Source organism: Faecalibacterium sp. OF03-6AC (assembly GCF_003478175.1).
GTDB classification, from domain to species: Bacteria; Bacillota; Clostridia; order Oscillospirales; family Ruminococcaceae; genus Faecalibacterium; species Faecalibacterium taiwanense.
The window spans coordinates 175,401-195,516 of sequence record NZ_QUEN01000006.1; the positions used below are offsets into that span (position 1 = coordinate 175,401).

Below are 20,116 nucleotides of genomic sequence, written 5' to 3' on the forward strand. Positions count from 1 at the left end.
CCATTTGCCGACCATCTCCGCTCCTGACGAACGCTTTTCATACCAAACTGCCTCCCCGCTATTTTTTGACCTTCATGCAAAAGTCGCAGCGGTCATCCCCACGCCCCAGCGTTTTCGTTCGATGCCAAATGAGCTTCGGATGCAGCCCGGTATAGCTGATGTCGTCGCTGTCGCAAAAGCAGCGGCACAGCTCCGGGCAGCCGTATTCTGCGCAGGTGTCGTGATAGGGACACTTCATCATATCCACACGCCAGACGCCGTTACCGGTCTGCAGTTCTTTTGGGGCAAAGCCCGCCGCCGGGCCGAAAATGCTCCGGGTGGATTTGACGAAAACGCCGGGAACAAGGCGGTAAAGCCCCGGTATGTGCAGCAGGGCGGCAAGCTGTTTGTGGCTCGTTCTCGCCAAGTGCTCCACATAGCCGTGAACGGTTTGCAGTGCCTCCTCTTTCGGCATGACCCGCTGCAAGGTCTCGTAGGCCGAAATGCCCGGCAATATCTGCCGCTTGAGGTGATATTGCTTTTCCTTGCTTGCATCTGCATTTTCAGCCAGCAGCGCACTCAGGCGCATATCAAAAGCGGCGTTCAGCTGCTTTGCCTGCGCAGGAAAGCGTTGCGCCGCAGTCTCCCGAAAGTCACGGGAAAGATAGGTTTCCTTCGCCTTCATCGTCCGTCACCCCTTCTTTTTGTACCCGCAGTCGCAGTAGGGCCCGCCGGAGGCAAGGGTGTACTGCCGCACAAACTTTGTCACACCGCCCGCTTCGCTCATGGTGTAGTCCAGACGGCACAGGGCGGGGGTCAGGTCGTACAGACCCAGCTCCTTCATCAGCACACAGATGCCGCATTTTGTAAAGCGTCCCTCGTAGCCGCTGCCATCCGGGTATTCGTAAAACTCCATATTCCACGAATAGGGGTTGCGGTCGGCGGCTTTCAGGGCGGCAGTGGCTTTCATGGCGGCTATATCCTTTGCGGTAAACTTGCTTTTTCCGCTCTTGCGGCAGAACCACTTCATCAGCGGCGTCATCTGAGCGTTCTCATAGTATACCGTCAGCGCCTCTGTATCCGGCCGCTTCGGCATACAGAGAACGAACGCCCCCAGCATGGCGCAGCCAATGATGTTCAATTGGAAGCGGTCGGCCTTTTCAAACTCCGGCAATTTGGCGATGATCTCTTTGTATTTCGGCTTGGCGCTTTTGGTGATCTGCTTTGCGGTGGCTGCATCATAGCCCAGTACCGCCGTCAGCTGCGTCTGAAACGATTTCGCAAACACGGCCCACATCGCCATAGGGATTCCCATCCAACGCATTTTACTTTTCCCCTTTCCATTCTGCCAGCACCCGGCACATCCGTTTCTCGATGTCTTTCCGGGTCTCCCGGCATTCCTTCGGATATTTCCGGGCCGCATGGAAGGCCCATTTCACAAATAGGCCGGAGCCAACCGGCAGCATAATTTTCAGCATCCCCTCCGGGAAAACGAAGTGGGTGCCGTGGGCATAAACCATCGTCTCGATCTCGCATTCATGCGGTTTTTCGGCAAGGCGCTTTTCCATCCGGCGGATATACTTTGCGGTGTCCCACAGCGCATCGTCCTCCGCGCCGATCAGCAGCAGCTTTCCCCGGATGTTTTCAACGGGAATGTATTCTTCCGGCTCGATCGGATGAGCTGTCTCGGAATCGTCAAACAGCTTGCGGGAGTTTACCATATCGCCGGTGCGTTTGCTCTCGGCGGCGATGCAGTGCCAATAGTCGGGATGCTGATAGCAAAACGGCATATAGGGCAGCGGCTTGCCCCGGTAGGAGAACAGCGATTCACCCTCGACCGGCCACTCCTTGCAGCCGTCCCTTTTGCCCTGCAGAAAGCCCTGCCACACAAAGTCGCTGGGTGTCATGGCAATGGTCAGGGTGATATCCGGGAACATGGCAGCCGCTGTCAGCGCAAGCGTTCCGGTGGTCGATGCACCGGCAATGCCGATCTTTCTGTTACCGTTAGCTTTCAGCCATGAAATTGCCGTCTCCACACGCTCAAGCGGGTAATTATGATGTCCGTAATCTTTTTTCGCGGGCGACATTGTGAGCACATTCACACCGCACCCGCAAAGCCATTTCACTGCCGAGCGCGCAAGCCGATCCTCCGGATCATCCCCGATCATCGTGATGACCGCACAGTCTGAACCGCCGGCACACGCCCAATACGCACCGTAAAAGCCATTGAGTTCCACATCAAAGTGCAGGTGTTTCATGCTCTCCCTCCAAATCCGATCTTCACGATCTGCATTTTCATCCCGTTGTCCCCGATCCTTGCAAGGAATCGGAAAAAGCCGCTGACCGAAGGGTCTTTCAGGTCGCTGTAGCCAAGCATATAGCCCCGGCTGGACACCTGCAGGCGGCTGTCCCATGGGGAGAGCTCGCTTTTGGCATCCGAAACCGCGAAATATGCCCCCACATCCTTGATCTTTGCAGTCTTGAGCCATGTTTTTGCGATCATCTTCACCGCCGTGCGGTTGGCGGCATCAAAGACCAGCACCCCGCCGGGAAAAGCGTCCGCCATCCCCCGCACCAGTTCCCGGACCTGCTGGGTCGGGAAGTAATAGAACACCCCGGAGGCAAAGAACACCGCCCCGCCGGAGGCATCGATTCTGCCAAACCATGCGGGGTCTTTCAGGTCGCAGGGAATGTTTTGCTCCCGCTCCCCGGCGGGCAGCAGCTGCTGCCGCAAGGCAATAACATCCGGGAAGTCCAGATTGTAGATCTTGCAACTGCCGTTGTCGCAGGCTCTGCCGGTGCTGTCCAGCCCGCAGCCCAGGTTGACTACCGCCGCACAGGGGTGCGTTTTCAGGTACGCCTGCACCTCAAAGGTAAGGTCGTTCTGCCGCATGGCCACCTCCAGCGCACCAAACCGCTGCATCAGGCCGCGGGAGCTTTTCTCCGCCCCTGAAAAATCGTAGTCGATCTGGTCGAGCAGACGAACCGCTGTTTCATCCCGGTAAAGGTTCGGGTACAGCTCCGTACACAGCTTCCGGGAATACAGCGGGAGGATCAGCGTCTCCTGCACGGTGTTTTTCTCGATTTTGTATTTCATAGGTTCCTTCCTCAGTGAATAAAAACTGTCATAATTGCCGCCAGTACAGCCGCTATGACCGCCATACCTACCGTACGATAGGCGCTGCGGATTGCTTCTTTTCGCTCCATACTTCGTTCTCCTTACACTATTTCACCGCTTTTGCGCCATAACGCACAGCCAGCCCTTTTTATTTTTGTGGCTCTGAATCTTACAGAAGCCTGCTTGCTCCAGATATGTTTTCAGGGCAGTATCCGTGTAGATGGTCATGCCATTGATGATCTGTGTCCATTTGTCGTCTTTTGCTGTTTCGCCGTTTGCTTCATTGCAGATGAAAAAGACCCCGCCGGGCTTCAGCACCCGATAGACCTCTCTGAAATTCTGCACAAGTTCCGGCCAGAAATAGACCGTTTCAAAGGCGGTCACTACCTCAAACTGCTCCGCTTCAAACGGCAGTTCTGCCACACTTGCCTGCTGCACGGTACACCGTCCTGCCGCAATGGCGCCCGCATTGACCTTACGCGCTTTTTCTACGCTGACAGCCGAATAATCGATGCCCTGCACCTTGCCTTTAGGGCACAGTTTCAACAGCGTTTTGATGTTCGCCCCGCCACCGCAGCCGCAGTCCAGCACCCTGGCATCCGGGGCAGGCTGCAAAAAACGCAGCCCCCACGCTGCCATTGCGCTGTGGCCAAAGTTCATCATGGTAACCATGATCTTCCCGCCAAGACCTACGGGCTTGCGGGTGTTTTCAAAAAAGGACATAACGCCACCCTCTTTCTATTTACAGTTCACAATGCAATGCTTTTCACGCAGTTCCTCGCGCTGTAGTTAGTAAAAGCTAACTTTTTGTTCTATAAAAAGCCGCATCTCAGCGGCCCTTCTGCCAAAATAATACGCCCTGCTGTTGTCGCTGTCAAGAAGTTCAGGTATTTTCGGAGATTCCGAAATAGATTTCGTTTTCAAGACCCCCAGCCGTCACCCCAGTGCCACATCCAGCACCATCATCACGCTGAAGCCTACCGCAAAAAACACGGTGCCAACGTTGGAGTGCTGTCCCTGTGACATTTCCGGGATCAGCTCCTCCACCACAACATACAGCATGGCTCCGGCGGCAAAGCTGAGCAGATAGGGCAAAGCGGGCACCACGATGCCTGCCGCCAGAATCGTCAGCACTGCCCCGATAGGCTCTACGATGCCGGACAGTACGCCGCCCCAGAACGCCCGGCCCTTTTTCATTCCTTCCGCCCGCAGGGGCATGGAGATGATGGCACCCTCCGGAAAGTTCTGGATGGCAATGCCAAGGGAAAGCGCCAGCGCCCCGGCGGCAGTGATCTGAGCGCTCCCGGCAAGATATCCGGCATAGACTACGCCCACTGCCATGCCCTCCGGGATGTTGTGCAGCGTCACCGCCAAAACCATCATGGTGGTGCGCTGGAGCTGGCTTTTTGGCCCTTCGGCCTGCAAACTGTTCTGGTGCAGATGCGGGATGAGATGGTCCAGCAGCAGCAAAAACAGGATGCCCAGCCAAAAGCCTGCTGCCGCCGGGAAAAACGCCAGCCTGCCCAGATCTGCGGCCTGCTCCATAGCCGGGATCAGCAAGCTCCATACCGATGCCGCCACCATCACTCCGGCGGCAAAGCCGGTGAGGGCACGCTGGATGCCGTCGCTCAGGGACTTTTTCAAAAAGAATACACAGCCTGCCCCAAGACTTGTGCCCAGAAAGGGGATCAGGATCCCCCAGAATGCGTCTTGTATCATGTCGAACCTCCTTGTGGTTAAATATAACTAACCACATAAAAAGTATACTGCGCTCCGGCAAAAAGGTCAAGGGCAATCCCGCATAATTCTAAGCGCCACAGCCGCCGGAACGGTGCTCAAGCCGTCAGGCGGGAATTGTGCGGTGTTGCCCAAAGGCTTTGCGGCACCTTCTACCGAAAAATTAACCTCCATAAACATTCCCGCTTTTTCTTGACAAGGCTCTGCAGGCGTGCTATTTTAAGTTTCGTCAATTAGCTCATCCTAACCATCTGAGGGGTCTCGCCCCGCGGGTTTTTCTTTGCACGAAATGTTAGGTATAGCTAACCGTGTGTTTTCAAACCTTTTCAAACCAGAGATTGAGGTGTGTTACAATGAGATTGAAAAAAGTATTTGCAGGTGCACTTGCTGCTGCTATGCTGGTGTGCGCTGTGGCAGTCCCGGCCTTCGCTGCGGAAGAGGTGGAGCAGGAGAACTGCCTGTCCTCCAGCTATGTCCAGATGAACATCCCTTACGCCGATTTCTACAAAGCTGCCGGTGTGGACAACGCATCTGAGATAGATGCTGTTACCAGCGCCACCAAAAACAAGACCCGTGCAGGCAAGCTTGCTGCCGGTTCCTACCATGTCAACGCCGACGGCACCGACATCACCGGTGTTTCCTTTCCGGTCAAGGTACTGACCCCGTGGGCGCTGAAGAATGCAAAGCAGGTCACCGATGCCGACAGTTGCGACATCACCGTTACCCTGAAGGGCGAGGAATCCACTACCACCTATACCGGTGTGGATGCCCTGTTTGAGAACGAGAGCTACGCTTACTACAAGCTCAGTGAGACCCCTGCCTGCTACATTACCGCCTGGTATGACCTGCTGAGCGGCAAGTGGGAGTTTGGCAAGGTCCACGCCACCGAGACCACCGTAGAGGGCACCACTGTGGAGCTGAATACCAACGGTCACCACGCCACCTACGAGATGAAAATCTCCGGTTTTGATCTGGACTACAAGACCAACAAGGTCTACGGCGTAGTTCTGACCACCGCCGATGGCAGTGAGTACGGTCTGCATCATGTGACCAACATCTGGCATGGCACCAAACTGGGCTTCAATGCCGATGATCCTTACTTTGCATCCATCATCGGCAAGACGATTACTCAGATCACCTTCTACGCCGCCGACGGTGTGTATGTCCTGCCGGTCAGCGTGGCACTGTGAGGCTGCGGAAAACTGCCTGATCCAGCAAAATACAGTACAAAACGGCAAGGTCGCTTGAAACAGGCGGCCTTTCTTTTCTCTGTTTTGATGTTCGCCCCGCCGCCGCAGCCGCAGTCCAGCTCCATGGCCGGAACCAGCAAACTTCATCCTGATGTCGGCACCTTCTGCCGAAAAATTAGCCTCCATAAACATCCCCGCTTTTTCTTGACAAGGCTCTACAGGAGTGCTATTTTAGGTTTCGTCAATTAGCCAATTCTAACCATCTGAGGGGCCTCGCCTCGCAGGTTTTTCTTTGCATGAAATGTTAGACCAGGCTAACTATATGACCGCAATTTTCTGCCATTGCGATGAAAGGAGAATTTTTCATGAAACTGAAGAAATTTCTTTCCCTGCTGCTGTCGGCGGCTATGGCGTTCAGTCTGTTGACCGCTACCGCCTTTGCAGCAGCCCCCGCCGAGGAGGAGAACGGCTTTTTCGATTTTCTGCTGGGCGAAAAGTACACCTACCTCTATGCTGCCCTGACTTGGGATGAGTACTGGGCAAATGAGAAGGTCTATGCTGCCGGCAACGCTGCCGCCTCTGCACAGCTGGACAGCCACGAGGAGCACGACCTTGGCGCATTTGATGCAGTCTCCCGCGCTACCGTCAACCACGGCCTGCACCGCGGCAGCTTCCAGAGCACTGCTGTGATCTACGCCAAGGACGGCAGCAGCTACACCGTTTCCCACTGGTCGGACGATGGCAAGACCATCTATCTGGCCGATGGCACCTCCGTGGGCTGGAACCGGGGCACCATTACCAAGGCCGACGGTTCTACCGTGCAGATGGATCACTACGAGGTGCTGGGCACCAAGTATGTGCCGGTGCGCGTGGCCACCAGCGACCTTGCAGATTTCTGCTCCAAGTACACCGTGGTGGAAAACGGCGGTCAGCTGGTGGGTGGCTACTCTGAAAAGGAACTGACCGCCTATACCCTGACGGCTACGGTGGACGAAAACACCAACGGCCTGAAGTACGCAACCAAGAGCGGCGATGGCTACACTTTCTCTGCCGCACATACCGGCACCGGTTCCGGCGTGGCAGAAGCCGCCCAGAAGGCTGCTGATGGTCTTACCGTGAACCTGCGCAGCGGCAGCGATGTAGGCAGCTTTGGCGAGTTCATCCGTGTGGATCTGAACGGCAATTACGGCGAGCTGGGCTCCCGGATGCAGTCTGTGGTGTGGACCTACTACGGCGATGACAGCACCTATATCCACGCCAAGGCCTCCTACGGCACTAAGTTTGCAGCCGACAACTGGATGCACAAGTCCATGGGCATCCAGATGGGTCTGAGCGATTCCGCCCGCTGCCAGCTGCCGGAGGGTACCGATGGCACCGGCTACTGGACTATCACTATCCGCGCACTGGGCTATGCCGACACGGTGGTGAAGTTCCAGACCACTGCCGAGAACCTTGCCAAGCACGAGCTGGCAAGCGATGCAGACCGCGCCGCCCTGCAGGCTGTGGTCGCCACGGCACAGAGCAAGGCAAAGGCCGCTTACACCGCAGCCAGCTACGCTGATCTGGAGACTGAGCTCGCCGAAAGCATGGAACTGCTGAGCCGGGATACCCTGTATAAGGCTGCTGCACTGGAACAGGTGACCCACCTGACCGATGCTGTGCAGAACCTGAAGGCTGCCTAATCCAGCAAAATACAGTACAAAACGGCAAGGTCGCTTGAAGCAGGCGGCCTTGCTTTTCCGTGTCAGGAGAAGATGGAATGAACAAAAAACGATGCAATGCGCTGCTGCCGCTGGTGCAGCTGCTCCCGGCGGTGGCGGCAGCAGCAGCCGTGCTTTTTGCCCTGCCCCGCACCGTGCCGGTGCTGGCCGCCGTGCCGGAAAGACTGACGGCTGTGGTGGAGCAGCCGTCAGAAGCCGCTTCCTCCGAAGCGGAGGAAGAAGTACTGCCCAAGCTGCCCTATGCCGATGGAATTTACGTCGGCTCTTCCCGGGGCTACGGCGGTGCCGTCCGGGTGCAGGTCACCATGGAAAACGGCAGCATCACGGAGGTCGAGATATTGGACGCTTCCCACGAGACAAAGCAGTTTCTGCGGCGCGCCAAGCGGCTTTTGACCACCGTGGTGGAAGCCCAGAGCTGGGAGGTGGATGCCGTTTCCGAGGCCACCTATACCAGCCGGGGCATTCTGGGTGCGGTGCAGAACGCCCTGACCGGCGAGGTAGTCAACAACCCCCTGCCGCCGCAGCCAAAGCCCGCCGCACCGCTGGTGGTGGAGGAATTTACCGCGCCCTCTACCTACCTTGACGGCATCTACACTGCCGAAGCTATGGGTTTTGAGGGCGAGATCACGGTGCAGGTCACGGTGGCAGAGGATAAGATCACCGATATCACCCTTCTGAGCGCCGAGGACGAGGAGGAATATCTCTCTCAGGCAAAACAAGTCATCCCCGCCATTCTGGAAGGGCAGAGTCCCAACGTGGATGCCGTTTCCGGCGCGACCTACTCCTCCACCGGCATCCTGAACGCGGTCAAGCTGGCACTGGCAAAGGCGGCGGTTGCCCCGGCAGAGGAAGCCGAACCGGAGCAGGCAGCATCGGAAGAAGCGGCAGAAGCCGCGGCACCATCTGAAGCAGAAGGATCCGAGGAAACGCCGGTCGCTGCGCCCACCGTGGAGGTGGTGCAGCCGGAAGAAAAGAGCGTCGTTCCCGCATGGCTCAAAGAGATATGGCAGCAGCTTTTCCCGGCAGATGCACCGGCATCCTCTGAACCGGAACCGGCATCTTCTGAGGAAGTGCTGCCGGCACCCGAAGCGGTACTGCCGCCGGAAGAGACCGAAGCCGAACCTGAAACGGAAGGAGCAGTGGAATGAAATACAAGAATTTTCTTCTCCGGGCGGTGAACCTGCTGCTGATTCTGGGGGCACTATGGCAATACCAGCAGGTGGCGCTGGTCCGGGCAGCAGCGGTGAGCCAACGCAAGCAGGAGATCGCTGAGGTGGAAGCCTACAACGCTTCCGTTTTGCAGGCGCAGAGCGCAGCGCAGGCAGAGCAGACTCAAAGCGGCTACCGGGACGGCACCTATGAGGGCAGCGCCTTTGGTTTTGGCGATGTCATCCGGGTGTCGGTGACCATCCAGAACGGAAAAATGACCGATATTGCGGTGCTGGATGCCTCCGGTGAGGATAAGCCCTACTATAAGCAGGCTCTGCCTTTGCTGGACGAGATGCTGTCAGTACAGTCTGCCGGGGTGGATACCGTTTCCGGCGCTACCCTCACGGCAGAAGGTCTCATCGGTGCAGTCGAGGACGCACTGGGAAAGGCGGCAGGATGACGGAAAAAACACAGGCAAAGCCTTTAACAGCGGCGCAGCAGCGTCAGCGGGACAAAAAGCGCCGTACATGGCTGCGCACCGGGGTGCAGTTGTTCTTCTTTGTGTCCATGCCGGGCGCGTTCGTGGCCGGGTTTTCCGGGGTAAAGCAGATCTTTCTGCACATCGGTGCGGGCGAGGTGCTCACAGCGGACAGCTTCACGCTTTCTCTGCTGGGGCTGTGCGGCATCACTTTGCTGTTCGACCGTTTTTTCTGCGGATACGCCTGCGCCTTTGGCAGCTTGGGTGATGCCGTCTGGGCACTGTCCGGGCTTATCCAGAAAAAGCTGTTCCACCGCAAAAAGCCACTCCGTCTGCCGGAGCGGGCGGTGCTTTGGGGGCAGAAGGTCAAATATCTGCTGCTGGCGGGGCTGGTGGCGCTGTATGTGACCCGGCAGGAAAAGCTGCTGACCGGCGCAAACCCGTGGGAAGTGTTTTCCCGCCTGACGGCTCTGCGTCTGCCGCCGGAGGGCTTCGGCGTAGGCATTGCGCTGTTTGTGCTCATCTTGCTGGGCATGGCAGTGCAGCCCCGGTTCTTTTGTCAGTTCCTCTGCCCTATGGGAGCGGTGTTCGCCCTGCTGCCGGTGCTGCCCTTTGCGCGGCTGCACCGGCAGAGCGATGGCTGCATCCCGGGGTGCAATGCCTGCAAGCAGCAGTGCCCGGTGTGCCTGAAGCTGGAGGAAAGCAGCCTGCGCAGCGGGGAATGCATCGCCTGTGAAGCCTGCGTGGGCACCTGCCCTAAACAGAACATCCACCGGTGGGATATAGCCTTGTGCAAGCACCTGTGGCTGCCGGTGCTGGGTAAGGCGCTGCTCTTCTTCCTGCTGGGCTGCTGGCTGGGTTTCTGCCGGTTTATCTGAACCAAAAAGGAGGCCGCCGCACAACATTTGTGCAGCAGCCTCCTTTTGGCTGGGACGATTTGTCATTTTTACAGGGAAGGCTTCTGCTCCAACAGATCTGTCATGCTGCGCAGGCTGATGCCAAGGGTGGAAAGGTTATGCAGCATGGCGCTGGTAGCCGGGGGCAGGATGCCCAGTGCGCCCAGAAGGATGAGCGCTGAGTTGAAGCTGAGCACAAAGCGGTAATTGCTGCCCACCCGCTTTTGCAGGGCGTTGGCAATGACTTTTAACATTGTTAGTGGCAGCTTGATACGGAGAATCATTTTGGTCATGCTCACTTGCGGAAATTCGCAAACGCAGCCTATAAAGGTAGCAGAAAGATTGAATGCGTCGTACTTTTTTCGATTTTGCATAACGAATTTTTCAAAATCCTCTTGACGCATTCTACATACCGTGGTATTTTTCTTGTAAATTCCACTGATTTTGTGGAGTAACCTGAATCTCTCCACAAGATGCGGTCGTGTTCATTTTGAACACGGCCTCTCCGTGGATTATCCCTGAAAGATCAACCGCCCCACAACACACCCGATTCATTTTGTCGCCGATTCACCCGACAAAATCATCGCTGCGCTGCTTGGGCGGTATTTTTCTTTTCCGGGGAAGATTGCACCTTGAAAATTTCATGAGCCGCCCGAACGTGATACCGGCTTTCCAGTCAACGCCGCTGCACAAACAGGGGCAGGAACTTCGTTCGGAGCAAACGGTGGCCCCATTACATGAGCAGAGCCCCGCTACTTATTTTTTGCGTCTTAACAATTTGGAAACATTTGTTGAAAATGAGGTAGTCCAGTTCCGTTCTCTGCGCCATGGTCACGTCCAATCCATCCTCGACCCCAGTGCAGTCAATGGAGATCATTCTCCCATCCCGGAGCAGCAGCTCCACGCAGCCGGTGTCCATGTTGAATTTGCAGGTTCTTTCATCGTACTTCATACTCGTGTCCTTTCTACCTTACGGCACTCTTGCAGTGGTCTGTCGTGCTTTCTTATGATAAAGTCTGGGACGCTTTTCGATGGAAGCAAGGGATTCGTTCTGTTTTCCGAAGAACACAAAAAATCCGAACCCTTCTCCTATCGGAAAAAAGTTCGGATTTTGTTGTTGTGGTGCGCCTCCAGGGACTCGAACCCTGGGCCCACTGATTAAGAGAAACCGATGTGCAACATTCATCAATTTCCAGAATCACGCAGTTCCGTTATTTTTGTCGTTTCATCGAAATTTTATGTTTTGCATCCTTTGCATTATCTGCACATGATGTTCCGTCTTGCATCCGTTATCCAGCCGTTCCGGTGTGCAAAAAGTGTGCAAAAATGTGCAGAGCCAAAATCAGCACCTTAAAACAGGTATCGGATTTTTATGCAATGGGGTGAAAACAGGTCTGTTTCATCCGGCGAAAGGCACACTCTATATCACCAATTTATACCACACATCAAATGTACATCAACAATTTGATTCTTGGCAGGGATACGGACAATCGAACTGACACCACCTTATATAAAAGGAGTTTTCCCATGAACAAACTGCTTTCCTGCCGCTACAACATGGACACCAATCGGGTGGAAGCCCGGTTCGCTGATGGCTCTGCCGTTGCCATCGACTGCGTCGCCATCGAGGACAAGTACGGCAACACCCCGGCACAGCGGGCAGAACTTGACTGGCTGCTCTACCATAAGCCTTTGGAGTATGCACAGCTTGTGCTGGGAGGAGAGATGGAGCACTATCTCTCGCTGGGATGCGACCACGGCAGGCTGGAAGATTAAGTCCCTATAAAGAACACAGTGCCCACCGACCTATGGTTTGCCATAAGCTGGTAGCATCGCTTCTTATCCATAAGCAACTCGCTCTTTTCGGCTAACGCTTTTTTGTAAATGTTTCCCTTGCAGAATCTCTCCAGATTCTCTATAATAAGAAAGAGCTTTATAAATCTTCTTTCAAATGTTGAATCTGCTCTTGGAGGTGAGTGAGCCCATGACCGGCAGCGGCGCAAATAACCGTGATGTTAAAAAAATCAACCGCATCCGAACGATTCGCAGCATTTTTTCCTGCGACCGAATCTCGCAGCCGGAGCTTGCGGCAAAAGTCAACAACAGCTGGCCGACCGTATTGCAGAATGTCAAAGAACTGATGGCGATGGGACTGGTGCAGGAGGTCGGCACCTTTGAATCTACCGGCGGGCGCAAGGCGAGAGCATTTGCTCCCGTGCGGAATGCCAGACTTGCGGTCGGACTGGAGATCACCCAGAATCATGTCGGAGCAGTTCTGGTCGATCTGTCCGGTAACCTTCTCCACTATGAGCGTAAAAAGCGTCTTTATGAGCGGTCGGACACCTATGCGGAAATGCTTGCCGGAATCGTGCAGGGGCTGATCGAAAAAGAGGGCTACCCGGTGGAAAAAATTCTGGGTGTCGGCATTTCGCTGCCCGGTATTCTGGACAAAGAGGGGCAGACATTGGTTTACTCTCATGCCTTGGGTCTGCGGAATGTTCCTACCGAAGAATTCAGCCGTTACATCCCGTTCTCCTGCCGGTTCATCAATGACGCGAACGCTGCCGGACTTGCTGAAGTGCGCGACCTCGAATCTCCCCGCAGCCTTGTCTACCTTTCTCTGAGCAACAGTGTCGGTGGTGCGATTCTGACCGGTGGAGCGCTCTATGGCGGCGACCATCTTCGTGCCGGAGAGTTCGGGCACAACACGCTCGTTCCCGATGGCCGCCCCTGCTACTGCGGAAAAAAGGGCTGTCTGGATGCCTATTGCTCTGCAAAAGTCCTCTCCCGACTGACTGACGGAAATCTTGCACTATTCTTTGATGGGTTGCGCTCTGGCGATGCAGCTTTGCAAACGGCATGGAATGAATACCTTTCTTACCTTGCTGTAGCAGTCAATAATCTGCGCATGACCTTCGACTGTGATGTAATTGTTGGCGGCTACGTTGGCGGATTTCTGGCAGAGTTTGGCGAACCGCTCCGGGAAATGCTGGTCGAGCGTAATACGTTTGAGCCGGACAGTTCCTACCTGAAGTTCAGCCGCTATAAGCTGGAAGCCTCTGCGCTGGGAGCCGCTCTGCTCCATATCGAAGCCTTCATTCAGAACCTATAAACCTTCCCATCGAGGACGGCACCTGCCGTCCTCGATTTTTTGCACAATTCCGCCGCTTTTTCCTTGTGCAGTTCTCCGAATCCGCGAAAAAGGGCTTGACTTTGGTTGTGCGGTGTGCTAATTTGTAGTCACATTCATAAACACTTTATAAAAGTTAATAAACAAACAAAAACGGAGGTCATCTTATGAAAGGCACAATGAAAGTTGCAGTCATGAACGGCATCGGCAAGATGGGCTACACCACCCGCCCGATCCCCACACCCAAAGAGGACGAAGTTCTGGTCAAGCTGGAATACGTTGGCATCTGCGGCAGCGATATGCACTACTATGAAACGGGTGCGATCGGCAATTATGTAGTCAAGCCGCCGTTCGTGCTGGGCCACGAGCCGGGCGGCACAGTCGTGGAAGTTGGCAGTGCTGTCAAGCATCTGAAAGTCGGCGACCGCGTTGCGCTGGAGCCGGGCAAGACCTGCGGTCACTGCAAGTTCTGCCGTGAGGGCAAATACAACCTCTGCCCGGATGTCGTGTTCTTCGCTACTCCGCCGGTAGACGGTGTTTTTCAGGAGTATGTGGCCCATGAAGCAAACCTCTGCTTCAAGCTGCCGGACAACGTAAGCACCATGGAAGGTGCGCTGATCGAGCCTCTGGCTGTTGGTTTCCACGCAGCCAATCAGGGCGGTGCTCATGCCGGTCAGACTGCGGTGGTCATGGGTGCAGGCTGCATTGGTCTGGTCTCCATGATGGCGCTGAAAGCCGAGGGTGTTTCCCGTGTTTACGTTGTGGATATCATGCAGAAGCGTCTGGATAAGGCTCTTGAACTGGGTGCAGACGGTGTGATCAACAGCCGCGAAAAGGATGCCGTCCAAACGATTCTCGACCTGACCGATGGTCTGGGCTGCGACCTCGTTATCGAGACTGCTGGTACAGAAATCACTACCCGCCAGGCCATTGAGATGGCGCAGAAGGGTGCAAACATCGTTCTGGTTGGTTACTCCAAATCCGGCGAGATGACCCTGCCTATGAGCCTTGCACTGGACAAGGAACTGACCTTCAAGACCGTGTTCCGTTATCGCCACATTTACCCCATGGCGATCGATGCCGTTGCTTCCGGCAAAATCAACCTGAAGGGCATTGTGACCAACATCTTTGACTTTGACGACATCCAGAATGCCATGGACAAGAGCATTTCGGACAAGGCCAACATCGTCAAAGCAGTGGTGAAGATTGCGGAGGCAACGAAGGTATGAGTTTTCCGCAGGTTCTGACCGGTGTGGCGCACATTGGCATCCCGACAAATGATCTCGACAAGACCATTGCATTTTACAAGAAGCTGGGGTTTGTTTCTGCGCTGGAAACGGTAAACAAAGCCGCCGGGGAGCGCGTTGCGTTTCTTCAGCTTGGCGATCTGATGATCGAAACCTATGAAAACCATCGTGCGGCGGAAAAGGCCGGAGCAATCGACCATGTAGCTCTGGCAACGACCGATATCGAAGCCGCCTTTGCTGCAGCAAAAGAGGCAGGGATGCACCTGCTGCATTCCAGCATCCAGTCACTGCCGTTCTGGGAAAACGGTGTGCGCTTTTTCATGGTCGAAGGCCCGAATAAAGAGAGAATAGAGTTCTGCCAGAAATTATAAGCATCGCGTCAAGAGGAGAAAGGAGCGCGCCGTATGAGTTACACAGCAGAGCCGAAACAGCAGGATACGAACATCAAAGTCCCTCTGATCAGTAAAATCGCTTACGGCATGGGCGATGTGGGCTGCAACTTCAGCTGGATGTTCGTTGGCAACTTCTTGATGATTTTTTACACCGATGTCTGCGGCATCAGCATGGCGGCAGTGTCCCTCCTGATGCTGGTCTCCCGCTTCTGGGATGCCATCAATGACCCCGTGATCGGTTCGCTGAGCGACCGCACCCGTTCCCGCTGGGGACGCTACCGTCCATGGCTGCTGTTCGGCGCACCGGCAACTGCTGTGGTGCTCGTGCTGACGTTCTGGGCGCACCCCGCATGGTCAGACAGTGCCAAGAGCCTGTATATGTACATTACTTACTGTGTACTGGTTCTGGGCTATACCTGCGTGAACATCCCTTATGGTACGCTCTGCGGCACCCTGACCCAGAACATCGAGGAGCGTGCGAAAATCAACACCTCTCGCTCCGTCTGTGCCATGATCGCCATCAATATCATCAACATCATCACCCTGCCTTTGATCTCTGCTTTTGGCGGTGATAATGCAGCACGGGGATATCTTCTGGTGACCGTCCTTTACGGCGGTATCTTCACCCTCTGTCACTGGTTCTGTTTTGCCAAAACCAAAGAGGTCGTCCAGCCCCCGGAGCGAAAAAAAGTCTCACTGAAAAAGCAGTTGGATGCAGCGCTTCAGAACAAGCCCTACCTGATTGCACTGGCGGGTCAGTTCCTGTTCGGTGTGACGCTGTATGGCCGCAATGCCGACCTGCTCTATTACTTCAAATATGTGGAAGGCAACGAGAATCTGTTTACCATCTACTCGATGATCCTGATCGTTCCCTCCATTCTGGGTGCTGCGGCATTCCCCTTCGTGTTTGAAAAGCTGGGCAACAAAGGGCACACCGCTTCCCTTTTCGCTGCCGGAACCGGTGTTTCCCTGATTGCGCTCTATTTCTTCAGTGCAGTTTCTTCTCCCATTCCGTTCTATACATTCGCTGCACTGTCCCAGTTCTTCTTCTGCGGATTCAATACCGCCATCTACGCCATCGTTCCCGACTGCGTGGAGTATGGCGAGTGGAAAACCGGTGTCCGCAACGATGGTTTCCAGTACGCATTCGTTTCACTGGGGAACAAGCTGGGCATGGCGATTGGCACCTCTGCGCTGGCTGGTGTGCTGAGTACATTGAGTTTTGCCCCCAATCAGGTGCAGAATGCTGCCGTGCAGAATGCGATGCACTATGCATTCTCGCTGCTTCCCGGTGTGCTGTGGCTGATAACAGCGATTGTCCTGTTCTTCTACCGAATCAGTAAGCGTTCGTATAACCAGATCATGTCCGAACTGAACGCTAAAAAAACAGGTTGAGGTGATACCATGTTTGATGTTGTAGCTTTGGGAGAAAGCCTGATCGACTTTACCCCGAACGGAACCAATGCACAGGGCATCGAATTGTTTGCCCGGAATCCCGGCGGTGCACCCGCCAATGTCCTTGCCATGAATGCCCGTCTGGGCGGCAAAACAGCATTCATCGGAAAAGTCGGCAAAGACGGATTTGGCGATTTTCTTCGCCAGACCCTTGTGGAAAGCAGCATTGATGTGTCCGGTCTGGTGATTGACGAAAAGATTCCCACGACCCTTGCCTTCGTACAGCTTGACAGCAAGGGAGACCGCTCCTTTACCTTTTACCGGAACCCCGGTGCCGATGTGATGCTGACTTCGGCAGAAGTCAACAGGAATCTGATCGACGATGCTGCCATCTTCCATTTCGGCTCTGTCTCTCTGACCGCCGACCCGAGCCGCACCGCCACGTTGGAAGCTGCGCGGTATGCACGGCAGCAGGGCAAGCTGGTCAGCTTTGACCCCAATTACCGTCCGCTTCTGTGGGAGCACCCGGCAGATGCCGTTGTCCAGATGCAGGAAGGTGTCAAGCTGGCGGATCTTCTGAAAGTTTCCGAGGAAGAAATGCAGCTTATCACAAACGAAAGCGACCTTGCCCGCGGCTCACAAGCCCTGCTCGAAATGGGGCCATCTCTTGTGCTGGTATCGCTGGGTGCAAAGGGTGCTTATTACCGGAACGCTGTGGGAGCAGGGCATCTTCCCACCTATGATGTGCCTACCGTGGACACGACTGGTGCAGGCGACGCTTTCATGGGCGCAATTCACTACCAGCTGCGAGGAAAAGATGCTGAGGATTTGCGTACCCTCCCTGCATTTGAGCTTGAAGAAATCGTCCGCTTCGGCAATGCAGCGGGCAGTCTGACCACGACAAAGGGCGGCGCAATCCCTGCAATGCCCTCCATGGTGGAAATTCAGAACTGCATTGCCTCTATCCCACTGCTGTAAAAGAAAGGATACCCTATGACAAAATTACAGATCAGAATGCGGCAGGTCGATCAGGTCAAGGAATTTGTAGATTTGCTGTCCAAATATCCCTATGAGATGGACTTAGTCTCCGGGCGATATACCATTGATGCCAAATCCCTGCTTGGCATTTACAGTCTCGACCTGAGCAATCCGCTTACCCTTGTGATTTATTCCGATTCTTGCGAAGAACTGCTGACACAGCTCCATGCGTTGCTCCCAGATTGCATCGTCTGATTTTCTACGCTTTTCTCCTTCTTCCATTTGCACCGTTCGGTTCTGGTTCTCCTTCACCAGAACCGAACGGTGTTTTAATTTGTATAAGTCCTACTATCACCGCATTCCCTTAATAAATTTTGCAAGCCCATATTGATGTGCCTCATTGCCTTGTCAAGAGGGCTGGCACCGCCCAGCCCTCTCTCTTTTTGCCAAAGTTTCCCTTGCTTTTTCTTGCAAGCTGCCGAAAACAACGCGCTTTCAAAACTTTTTGTTGACACGGCTCGATTTTTGTGGTAATCTATCCCAACAATTGAATATAACATATTTTTACATATTCGTTCAGACCCTGCGGGGCTGAACATCTTGGCTTTCAGCCGTCACATAACCGACTAGCATGACCTTCTAGAAAAAGCGAAGGCAGGGCTGGTCTGTTCTGTGACGGCTTTTTTGTTGCCGTTTTGCCCGTTGGACCTTGAAAACCGCATGACCGTCTGTATGGGATACCCGGCGATGACCCTGAGAAGGAGAGCCGGAAAACGCCGCCGGAGGGGGGCAGGAAAGCCATGCAGAGAGAACGGCAATTCACCTCATGTGGTCAAAATGAGCACATGAGGTGAAACGGACGTTTATCTACTCGTTGCGGCAGGAGAAATCAATGTAGACAAATTGTCCACATTGATTTGCCGTAACCCAAAGGACGTTTATCCACCTGTTGCAGCAGAGAAAATCCATGTGGCCAAATTGACCACATGGATAAGCCGCAGCACCGAAGAAAGGATGTGTGCCTATGGGAAACAACTTTACCCCTGCATGGATCAAGAAAGGCTTCTTCAACGAATCCCTGTTTTGTGACGATTTTCTCAGCACCCACCAGCTCCTCTATGTGAATGGCGCATTTTTCACCCCGGACGGCAGGGTCACAGACACCATGAACCTGCGCTGTGAAATTTTCGATATGCTGCGAGACCATATCGGCGCAAATATCGCCAAACGGGTCAGCAATGTCGTGGACGTGCTGAAACTGGCGGCACAGGTGGAGGACTTTCCGCCCGTCACCGACCGCATCGCACTGGCAAACGGAACCCTGTATCTGGATGGCACCTTTCAGGAGGGCAAGCCGGAGATCGTCCGCAACCGACTCCCGGTCAGGTATGACCCGAAAGCTCCGCAGCCCTCCCATTGGCTGCGGTTCCTGTCCGACCTGCTCTATATGGTGCGTTTTCGGTCTTTCGCTGCGTACGTGCGTACAGAGAAAACCGCCTGCTGCGTACGCACGTACGCAGCAAAACGCCCAAGTTCTCCTTTATAGGGGGTGTTGGCAAAGTGTCAGATTGACAGTTTGCCAAAATCAGAGGGTCAAAATGACCCTTTGAAAAACCGGACGAGCTGTCCTTCAGGGCAGCTTGCCCGGAGCAAGAGTGCAGAGAGCGCAGCTCTTTGCCCCAGTGATATGATGCTGTGCGTCATATCCTACTGGGTATTATCTGGCGCAAAATGGCGGCAGATCCAGCAGCTCCGCTGCTGCGTTCTCCCACGCCAAACTGATGAAACGGAGGGATGTCTATCTGAAACTGACACGACACAACGGACGAGCCGGAACCCACGGCACCTATAACCCCAGGCACAATGACCGCAGTTTCAACCTTGCCAACAGTGAGCACATCGACCCGGAACGAGCCAAGGGCAACATCTATTGGGACTGCTTCCACGGTTTCCGTTCGGCTCTCGACCCACAAGACCCGGACGATCTGGGGGCGACCTTCTCAGATGTGGAACGGCAGTTCTACGAGAGCCGGTACACGACCTTTATCGAAGGTCAGAACGAGCGCAACGCCAAGATTCGGCACACAGAGCGCAACCGCTCCATTCCCGACCTGCTGTCCAGCCGCAAGACCTGCCCGGAGGAGACCATCTACCAACTTGGAACGCTGGATGAACACGCTTCGGCAGAGGACTTGCTGAGCGTCGTCACAGAGTTCATCGAGGAGTTCAAGGCCAAGTATGGCGACCACGTTCATGTGCTGGACTGGGCACTGCATCTGGATGAGAGCACACCCCATATCCATGAGCGTCATGTGTTCGACTGCGAGAACAAGTACGGTGAGGTGGCTCCCCAGCAGGAAAAGGCATTGGAAGTGTTGGGCTTCAACCTGCCCGACCCGGACAAGCCCCTCAGCCGCCGCAACAACCGCAAAATCACCTTTGATGCCGCCTGCCGGAAGATGCTGTTCGAGATTGCAAAACGGCATGGTCTGGAATTGGAGGAAGAAGCGGAGTATGGCAACCGCAAATATTTGGAAAAGCAGGATTTCATCCTTGCCAAGCAAAAGAAGCAGCTTGCCGCCCAGCAGAACAAGCTGGACAAGCTGACCCTCAAGGTCAACGACATGGAAGCGTTGATCGATGAAGTTTCGGCTGCGGCCTACGACAAGGCAGTATCCTGATGCTCGGCGAAAAACTCGCGGAGCT

At 54.8% G+C, this 20,116-nt stretch carries 21 protein-coding genes and 1 pseudogene; 14 read left to right on the plus strand and 8 right to left on the minus strand.

The window, feature by feature from the left end:
- Nucleotides 1-58: 58 nt before the first annotated feature.
- From DXA66_RS08930 to DXA66_RS08955, 6 genes are all read right to left on the minus strand, one after another.
- A complete protein-coding gene (locus DXA66_RS08930) occupies nt 59-664 on the minus strand; it encodes an L-2-amino-thiazoline-4-carboxylic acid hydrolase (protein ID WP_118528275.1) in 606 nt (201 codons plus the stop codon).
- 6 nt (nt 665-670) lie between these two features.
- Nucleotides 671-1,303, minus strand: coding sequence for an L-2-amino-thiazoline-4-carboxylic acid hydrolase (locus DXA66_RS08935; RefSeq protein WP_118528277.1), 633 nt, complete (start codon nt 1,301-1,303; stop codon nt 671-673).
- A 1-nt stretch (nt 1,304) separates the two neighbouring features.
- Nucleotides 1,305-2,237, minus strand: a complete 933-nt coding sequence (locus DXA66_RS08940) for an acyl-CoA thioester hydrolase/BAAT C-terminal domain-containing protein (RefSeq protein WP_118528279.1) — start codon at nt 2,235-2,237, stop codon at nt 1,305-1,307.
- Entirely contained in the window at nt 2,234-3,076 is an 843-nt protein-coding gene (locus tag DXA66_RS08945; protein ID WP_118528281.1) for a class I SAM-dependent methyltransferase, read from the minus strand. The genes DXA66_RS08940 and DXA66_RS08945 overlap by 4 nt, the downstream gene beginning before the upstream one ends.
- Nucleotides 3,077-3,208: 132 nt before the next feature.
- Nucleotides 3,209-3,820 (minus strand): class I SAM-dependent methyltransferase, encoded by a 612-nt coding sequence (locus DXA66_RS08950; protein WP_118528283.1) that lies wholly within the window; start codon nt 3,818-3,820, stop codon nt 3,209-3,211.
- A gap of 213 nt (nt 3,821-4,033) precedes the next feature.
- A complete protein-coding gene (locus DXA66_RS08955) occupies nt 4,034-4,816 on the minus strand; it encodes a ZIP family metal transporter (protein WP_118528285.1) in 783 nt (260 codons plus the stop codon).
- 371 nt (nt 4,817-5,187) lie between these two features.
- Here DXA66_RS08955 and DXA66_RS08960 point away from each other — a divergent pair, with 371 nt between their 5' ends.
- The 5 genes from DXA66_RS08960 to DXA66_RS08980 all read left to right on the plus strand — a co-directional run bounded on the left by DXA66_RS08960 (nt 5,188) and on the right by DXA66_RS08980 (nt 10,250).
- Nucleotides 5,188-6,024 carry a hypothetical protein gene (locus DXA66_RS08960; protein WP_118528287.1) on the plus strand — a complete coding sequence of 279 codons (837 nt, stop codon included), beginning with the start codon at nt 5,188-5,190 and terminating at the stop codon, nt 6,022-6,024.
- A gap of 365 nt (nt 6,025-6,389) precedes the next feature.
- Entirely contained in the window at nt 6,390-7,706 is a 1,317-nt protein-coding gene (locus DXA66_RS08965) for a penicillin-binding Tp47 domain C-containing protein (RefSeq protein WP_118528289.1), read from the plus strand.
- A gap of 77 nt (nt 7,707-7,783) precedes the next feature.
- Nucleotides 7,784-8,893: an FMN-binding protein gene (locus tag DXA66_RS08970; protein ID WP_118528291.1), complete on the plus strand. Its 1,110-nt coding sequence runs from the start codon at nt 7,784-7,786 to the stop codon at nt 8,891-8,893.
- Complete coding sequence (locus DXA66_RS08975; protein ID WP_097778365.1) at nt 8,890-9,354, plus strand: FMN-binding protein; 465 nt, start codon at nt 8,890-8,892, stop codon at nt 9,352-9,354. Before DXA66_RS08970 ends, DXA66_RS08975 begins: the two co-directional genes overlap by 4 nt.
- Nucleotides 9,351-10,250 (plus strand): 4Fe-4S binding protein, encoded by a 900-nt coding sequence (locus tag DXA66_RS08980; RefSeq protein ID WP_118528293.1) that lies wholly within the window; start codon nt 9,351-9,353, stop codon nt 10,248-10,250. The genes DXA66_RS08975 and DXA66_RS08980 overlap by 4 nt, the downstream gene beginning before the upstream one ends.
- Nucleotides 10,251-10,318: 68 nt before the next feature.
- On the opposite strand, the pseudogene DXA66_RS08985 reads toward DXA66_RS08980, so the two are convergent.
- Both DXA66_RS08985 and DXA66_RS08990 read right to left on the minus strand, forming a co-directional pair.
- Nucleotides 10,319-10,528, minus strand: a pseudogene (locus DXA66_RS08985) (heavy metal translocating P-type ATPase); the annotation flags it as partial.
- A gap of 473 nt (nt 10,529-11,001) precedes the next feature.
- The gene (locus tag DXA66_RS08990) at nt 11,002-11,220 is read right to left on the minus strand and encodes a DUF6061 family protein (RefSeq protein ID WP_118528295.1); all 219 of its coding nucleotides are present in this window, start codon (nt 11,218-11,220) and stop codon (nt 11,002-11,004) included.
- 575 nt (nt 11,221-11,795) lie between these two features.
- Here DXA66_RS08990 and DXA66_RS09000 point away from each other — a divergent pair.
- The 9 genes from DXA66_RS09000 (at nt 11,796) to DXA66_RS09040 (ending at nt 20,091) form a co-directional block, all read left to right on the plus strand.
- Nucleotides 11,796-12,044, plus strand: a complete 249-nt coding sequence (locus tag DXA66_RS09000; RefSeq protein WP_118528299.1) for a DUF6061 family protein — start codon at nt 11,796-11,798, stop codon at nt 12,042-12,044.
- A gap of 208 nt (nt 12,045-12,252) precedes the next feature.
- Entirely contained in the window at nt 12,253-13,380 is a 1,128-nt protein-coding gene (locus tag DXA66_RS09005) for an ROK family transcriptional regulator (protein WP_165853632.1), read from the plus strand.
- A gap of 185 nt (nt 13,381-13,565) precedes the next feature.
- Nucleotides 13,566-14,627, plus strand: coding sequence for an NAD(P)-dependent alcohol dehydrogenase (locus DXA66_RS09010; protein WP_117476341.1), 1,062 nt, complete (start codon nt 13,566-13,568; stop codon nt 14,625-14,627).
- Nucleotides 14,624-15,016, plus strand: coding sequence for a VOC family protein (locus DXA66_RS09015; RefSeq protein WP_117476342.1), 393 nt, complete (start codon nt 14,624-14,626; stop codon nt 15,014-15,016). The genes DXA66_RS09010 and DXA66_RS09015 overlap by 4 nt, the downstream gene beginning before the upstream one ends.
- Nucleotides 15,017-15,049: 33 nt before the next feature.
- Nucleotides 15,050-16,432 carry an MFS transporter gene (locus DXA66_RS09020; protein ID WP_118528303.1) on the plus strand — a complete coding sequence of 461 codons (1,383 nt, stop codon included), beginning with the start codon at nt 15,050-15,052 and terminating at the stop codon, nt 16,430-16,432.
- Between the two features lie 9 nt (nt 16,433-16,441).
- The gene (locus DXA66_RS09025) at nt 16,442-17,410 is read left to right on the plus strand and encodes a carbohydrate kinase (protein WP_118528305.1); all 969 of its coding nucleotides are present in this window, start codon (nt 16,442-16,444) and stop codon (nt 17,408-17,410) included.
- A 15-nt stretch (nt 17,411-17,425) separates the two neighbouring features.
- The gene (locus DXA66_RS09030) at nt 17,426-17,665 is read left to right on the plus strand and encodes an HPr family phosphocarrier protein (RefSeq protein WP_117476345.1); all 240 of its coding nucleotides are present in this window, start codon (nt 17,426-17,428) and stop codon (nt 17,663-17,665) included.
- Between the two features lie 769 nt (nt 17,666-18,434).
- Nucleotides 18,435-18,956 (plus strand): hypothetical protein, encoded by a 522-nt coding sequence (locus DXA66_RS09035; RefSeq protein ID WP_243089073.1) that lies wholly within the window; start codon nt 18,435-18,437, stop codon nt 18,954-18,956.
- A gap of 235 nt (nt 18,957-19,191) precedes the next feature.
- Nucleotides 19,192-20,091, plus strand: coding sequence for a plasmid recombination protein (locus DXA66_RS09040; protein ID WP_243089074.1), 900 nt, complete (start codon nt 19,192-19,194; stop codon nt 20,089-20,091).
- Nucleotides 20,092-20,116 lie beyond the last annotated feature (25 nt).

Coding starts and splice junctions, on each gene's coding strand:
- DXA66_RS09025 (WP_118528305.1), top strand. CDS start 16,442: ATGTTTGATGTTGTAGCTTTGGGAGAAAGCCTGATCGACTTTACCCCG.
- DXA66_RS09020 (WP_118528303.1), top strand. CDS start 15,050: ATGAGTTACACAGCAGAGCCGAAACAGCAGGATACGAACATCAAAGTC.
- DXA66_RS08990 (WP_118528295.1), bottom strand. CDS start 11,220: ATGAAGTACGATGAAAGAACCTGCAAATTCAACATGGACACCGGCTGC.
- DXA66_RS09035 (WP_243089073.1), top strand. CDS start 18,435: ATGGGAAACAACTTTACCCCTGCATGGATCAAGAAAGGCTTCTTCAAC.
- DXA66_RS08935 (WP_118528277.1), bottom strand. CDS start 1,303: ATGCGTTGGATGGGAATCCCTATGGCGATGTGGGCCGTGTTTGCGAAA.
- DXA66_RS08945 (WP_118528281.1), bottom strand. CDS start 3,076: ATGAAATACAAAATCGAGAAAAACACCGTGCAGGAGACGCTGATCCTC.
- DXA66_RS08940 (WP_118528279.1), bottom strand. CDS start 2,237: ATGAAACACCTGCACTTTGATGTGGAACTCAATGGCTTTTACGGTGCG.
- DXA66_RS09000 (WP_118528299.1), top strand. CDS start 11,796: ATGAACAAACTGCTTTCCTGCCGCTACAACATGGACACCAATCGGGTG.
- DXA66_RS09040 (WP_243089074.1), top strand. CDS start 19,192: ATGAAACGGAGGGATGTCTATCTGAAACTGACACGACACAACGGACGA.
- DXA66_RS08960 (WP_118528287.1), top strand. CDS start 5,188: ATGAGATTGAAAAAAGTATTTGCAGGTGCACTTGCTGCTGCTATGCTG.
- DXA66_RS09005 (WP_165853632.1), top strand. CDS start 12,253: ATGACCGGCAGCGGCGCAAATAACCGTGATGTTAAAAAAATCAACCGC.
- DXA66_RS09015 (WP_117476342.1), top strand. CDS start 14,624: ATGAGTTTTCCGCAGGTTCTGACCGGTGTGGCGCACATTGGCATCCCG.
- DXA66_RS08965 (WP_118528289.1), top strand. CDS start 6,390: ATGAAACTGAAGAAATTTCTTTCCCTGCTGCTGTCGGCGGCTATGGCG.
- DXA66_RS08950 (WP_118528283.1), bottom strand. CDS start 3,820: ATGTCCTTTTTTGAAAACACCCGCAAGCCCGTAGGTCTTGGCGGGAAG.
- DXA66_RS08955 (WP_118528285.1), bottom strand. CDS start 4,816: ATGATACAAGACGCATTCTGGGGGATCCTGATCCCCTTTCTGGGCACA.
- DXA66_RS08970 (WP_118528291.1), top strand. CDS start 7,784: ATGAACAAAAAACGATGCAATGCGCTGCTGCCGCTGGTGCAGCTGCTC.
- DXA66_RS08930 (WP_118528275.1), bottom strand. CDS start 664: ATGAAGGCGAAGGAAACCTATCTTTCCCGTGACTTTCGGGAGACTGCG.
- DXA66_RS09030 (WP_117476345.1), top strand. CDS start 17,426: ATGACAAAATTACAGATCAGAATGCGGCAGGTCGATCAGGTCAAGGAA.
- DXA66_RS08980 (WP_118528293.1), top strand. CDS start 9,351: ATGACGGAAAAAACACAGGCAAAGCCTTTAACAGCGGCGCAGCAGCGT.
- DXA66_RS09010 (WP_117476341.1), top strand. CDS start 13,566: ATGAAAGGCACAATGAAAGTTGCAGTCATGAACGGCATCGGCAAGATG.
- DXA66_RS08975 (WP_097778365.1), top strand. CDS start 8,890: ATGAAATACAAGAATTTTCTTCTCCGGGCGGTGAACCTGCTGCTGATT.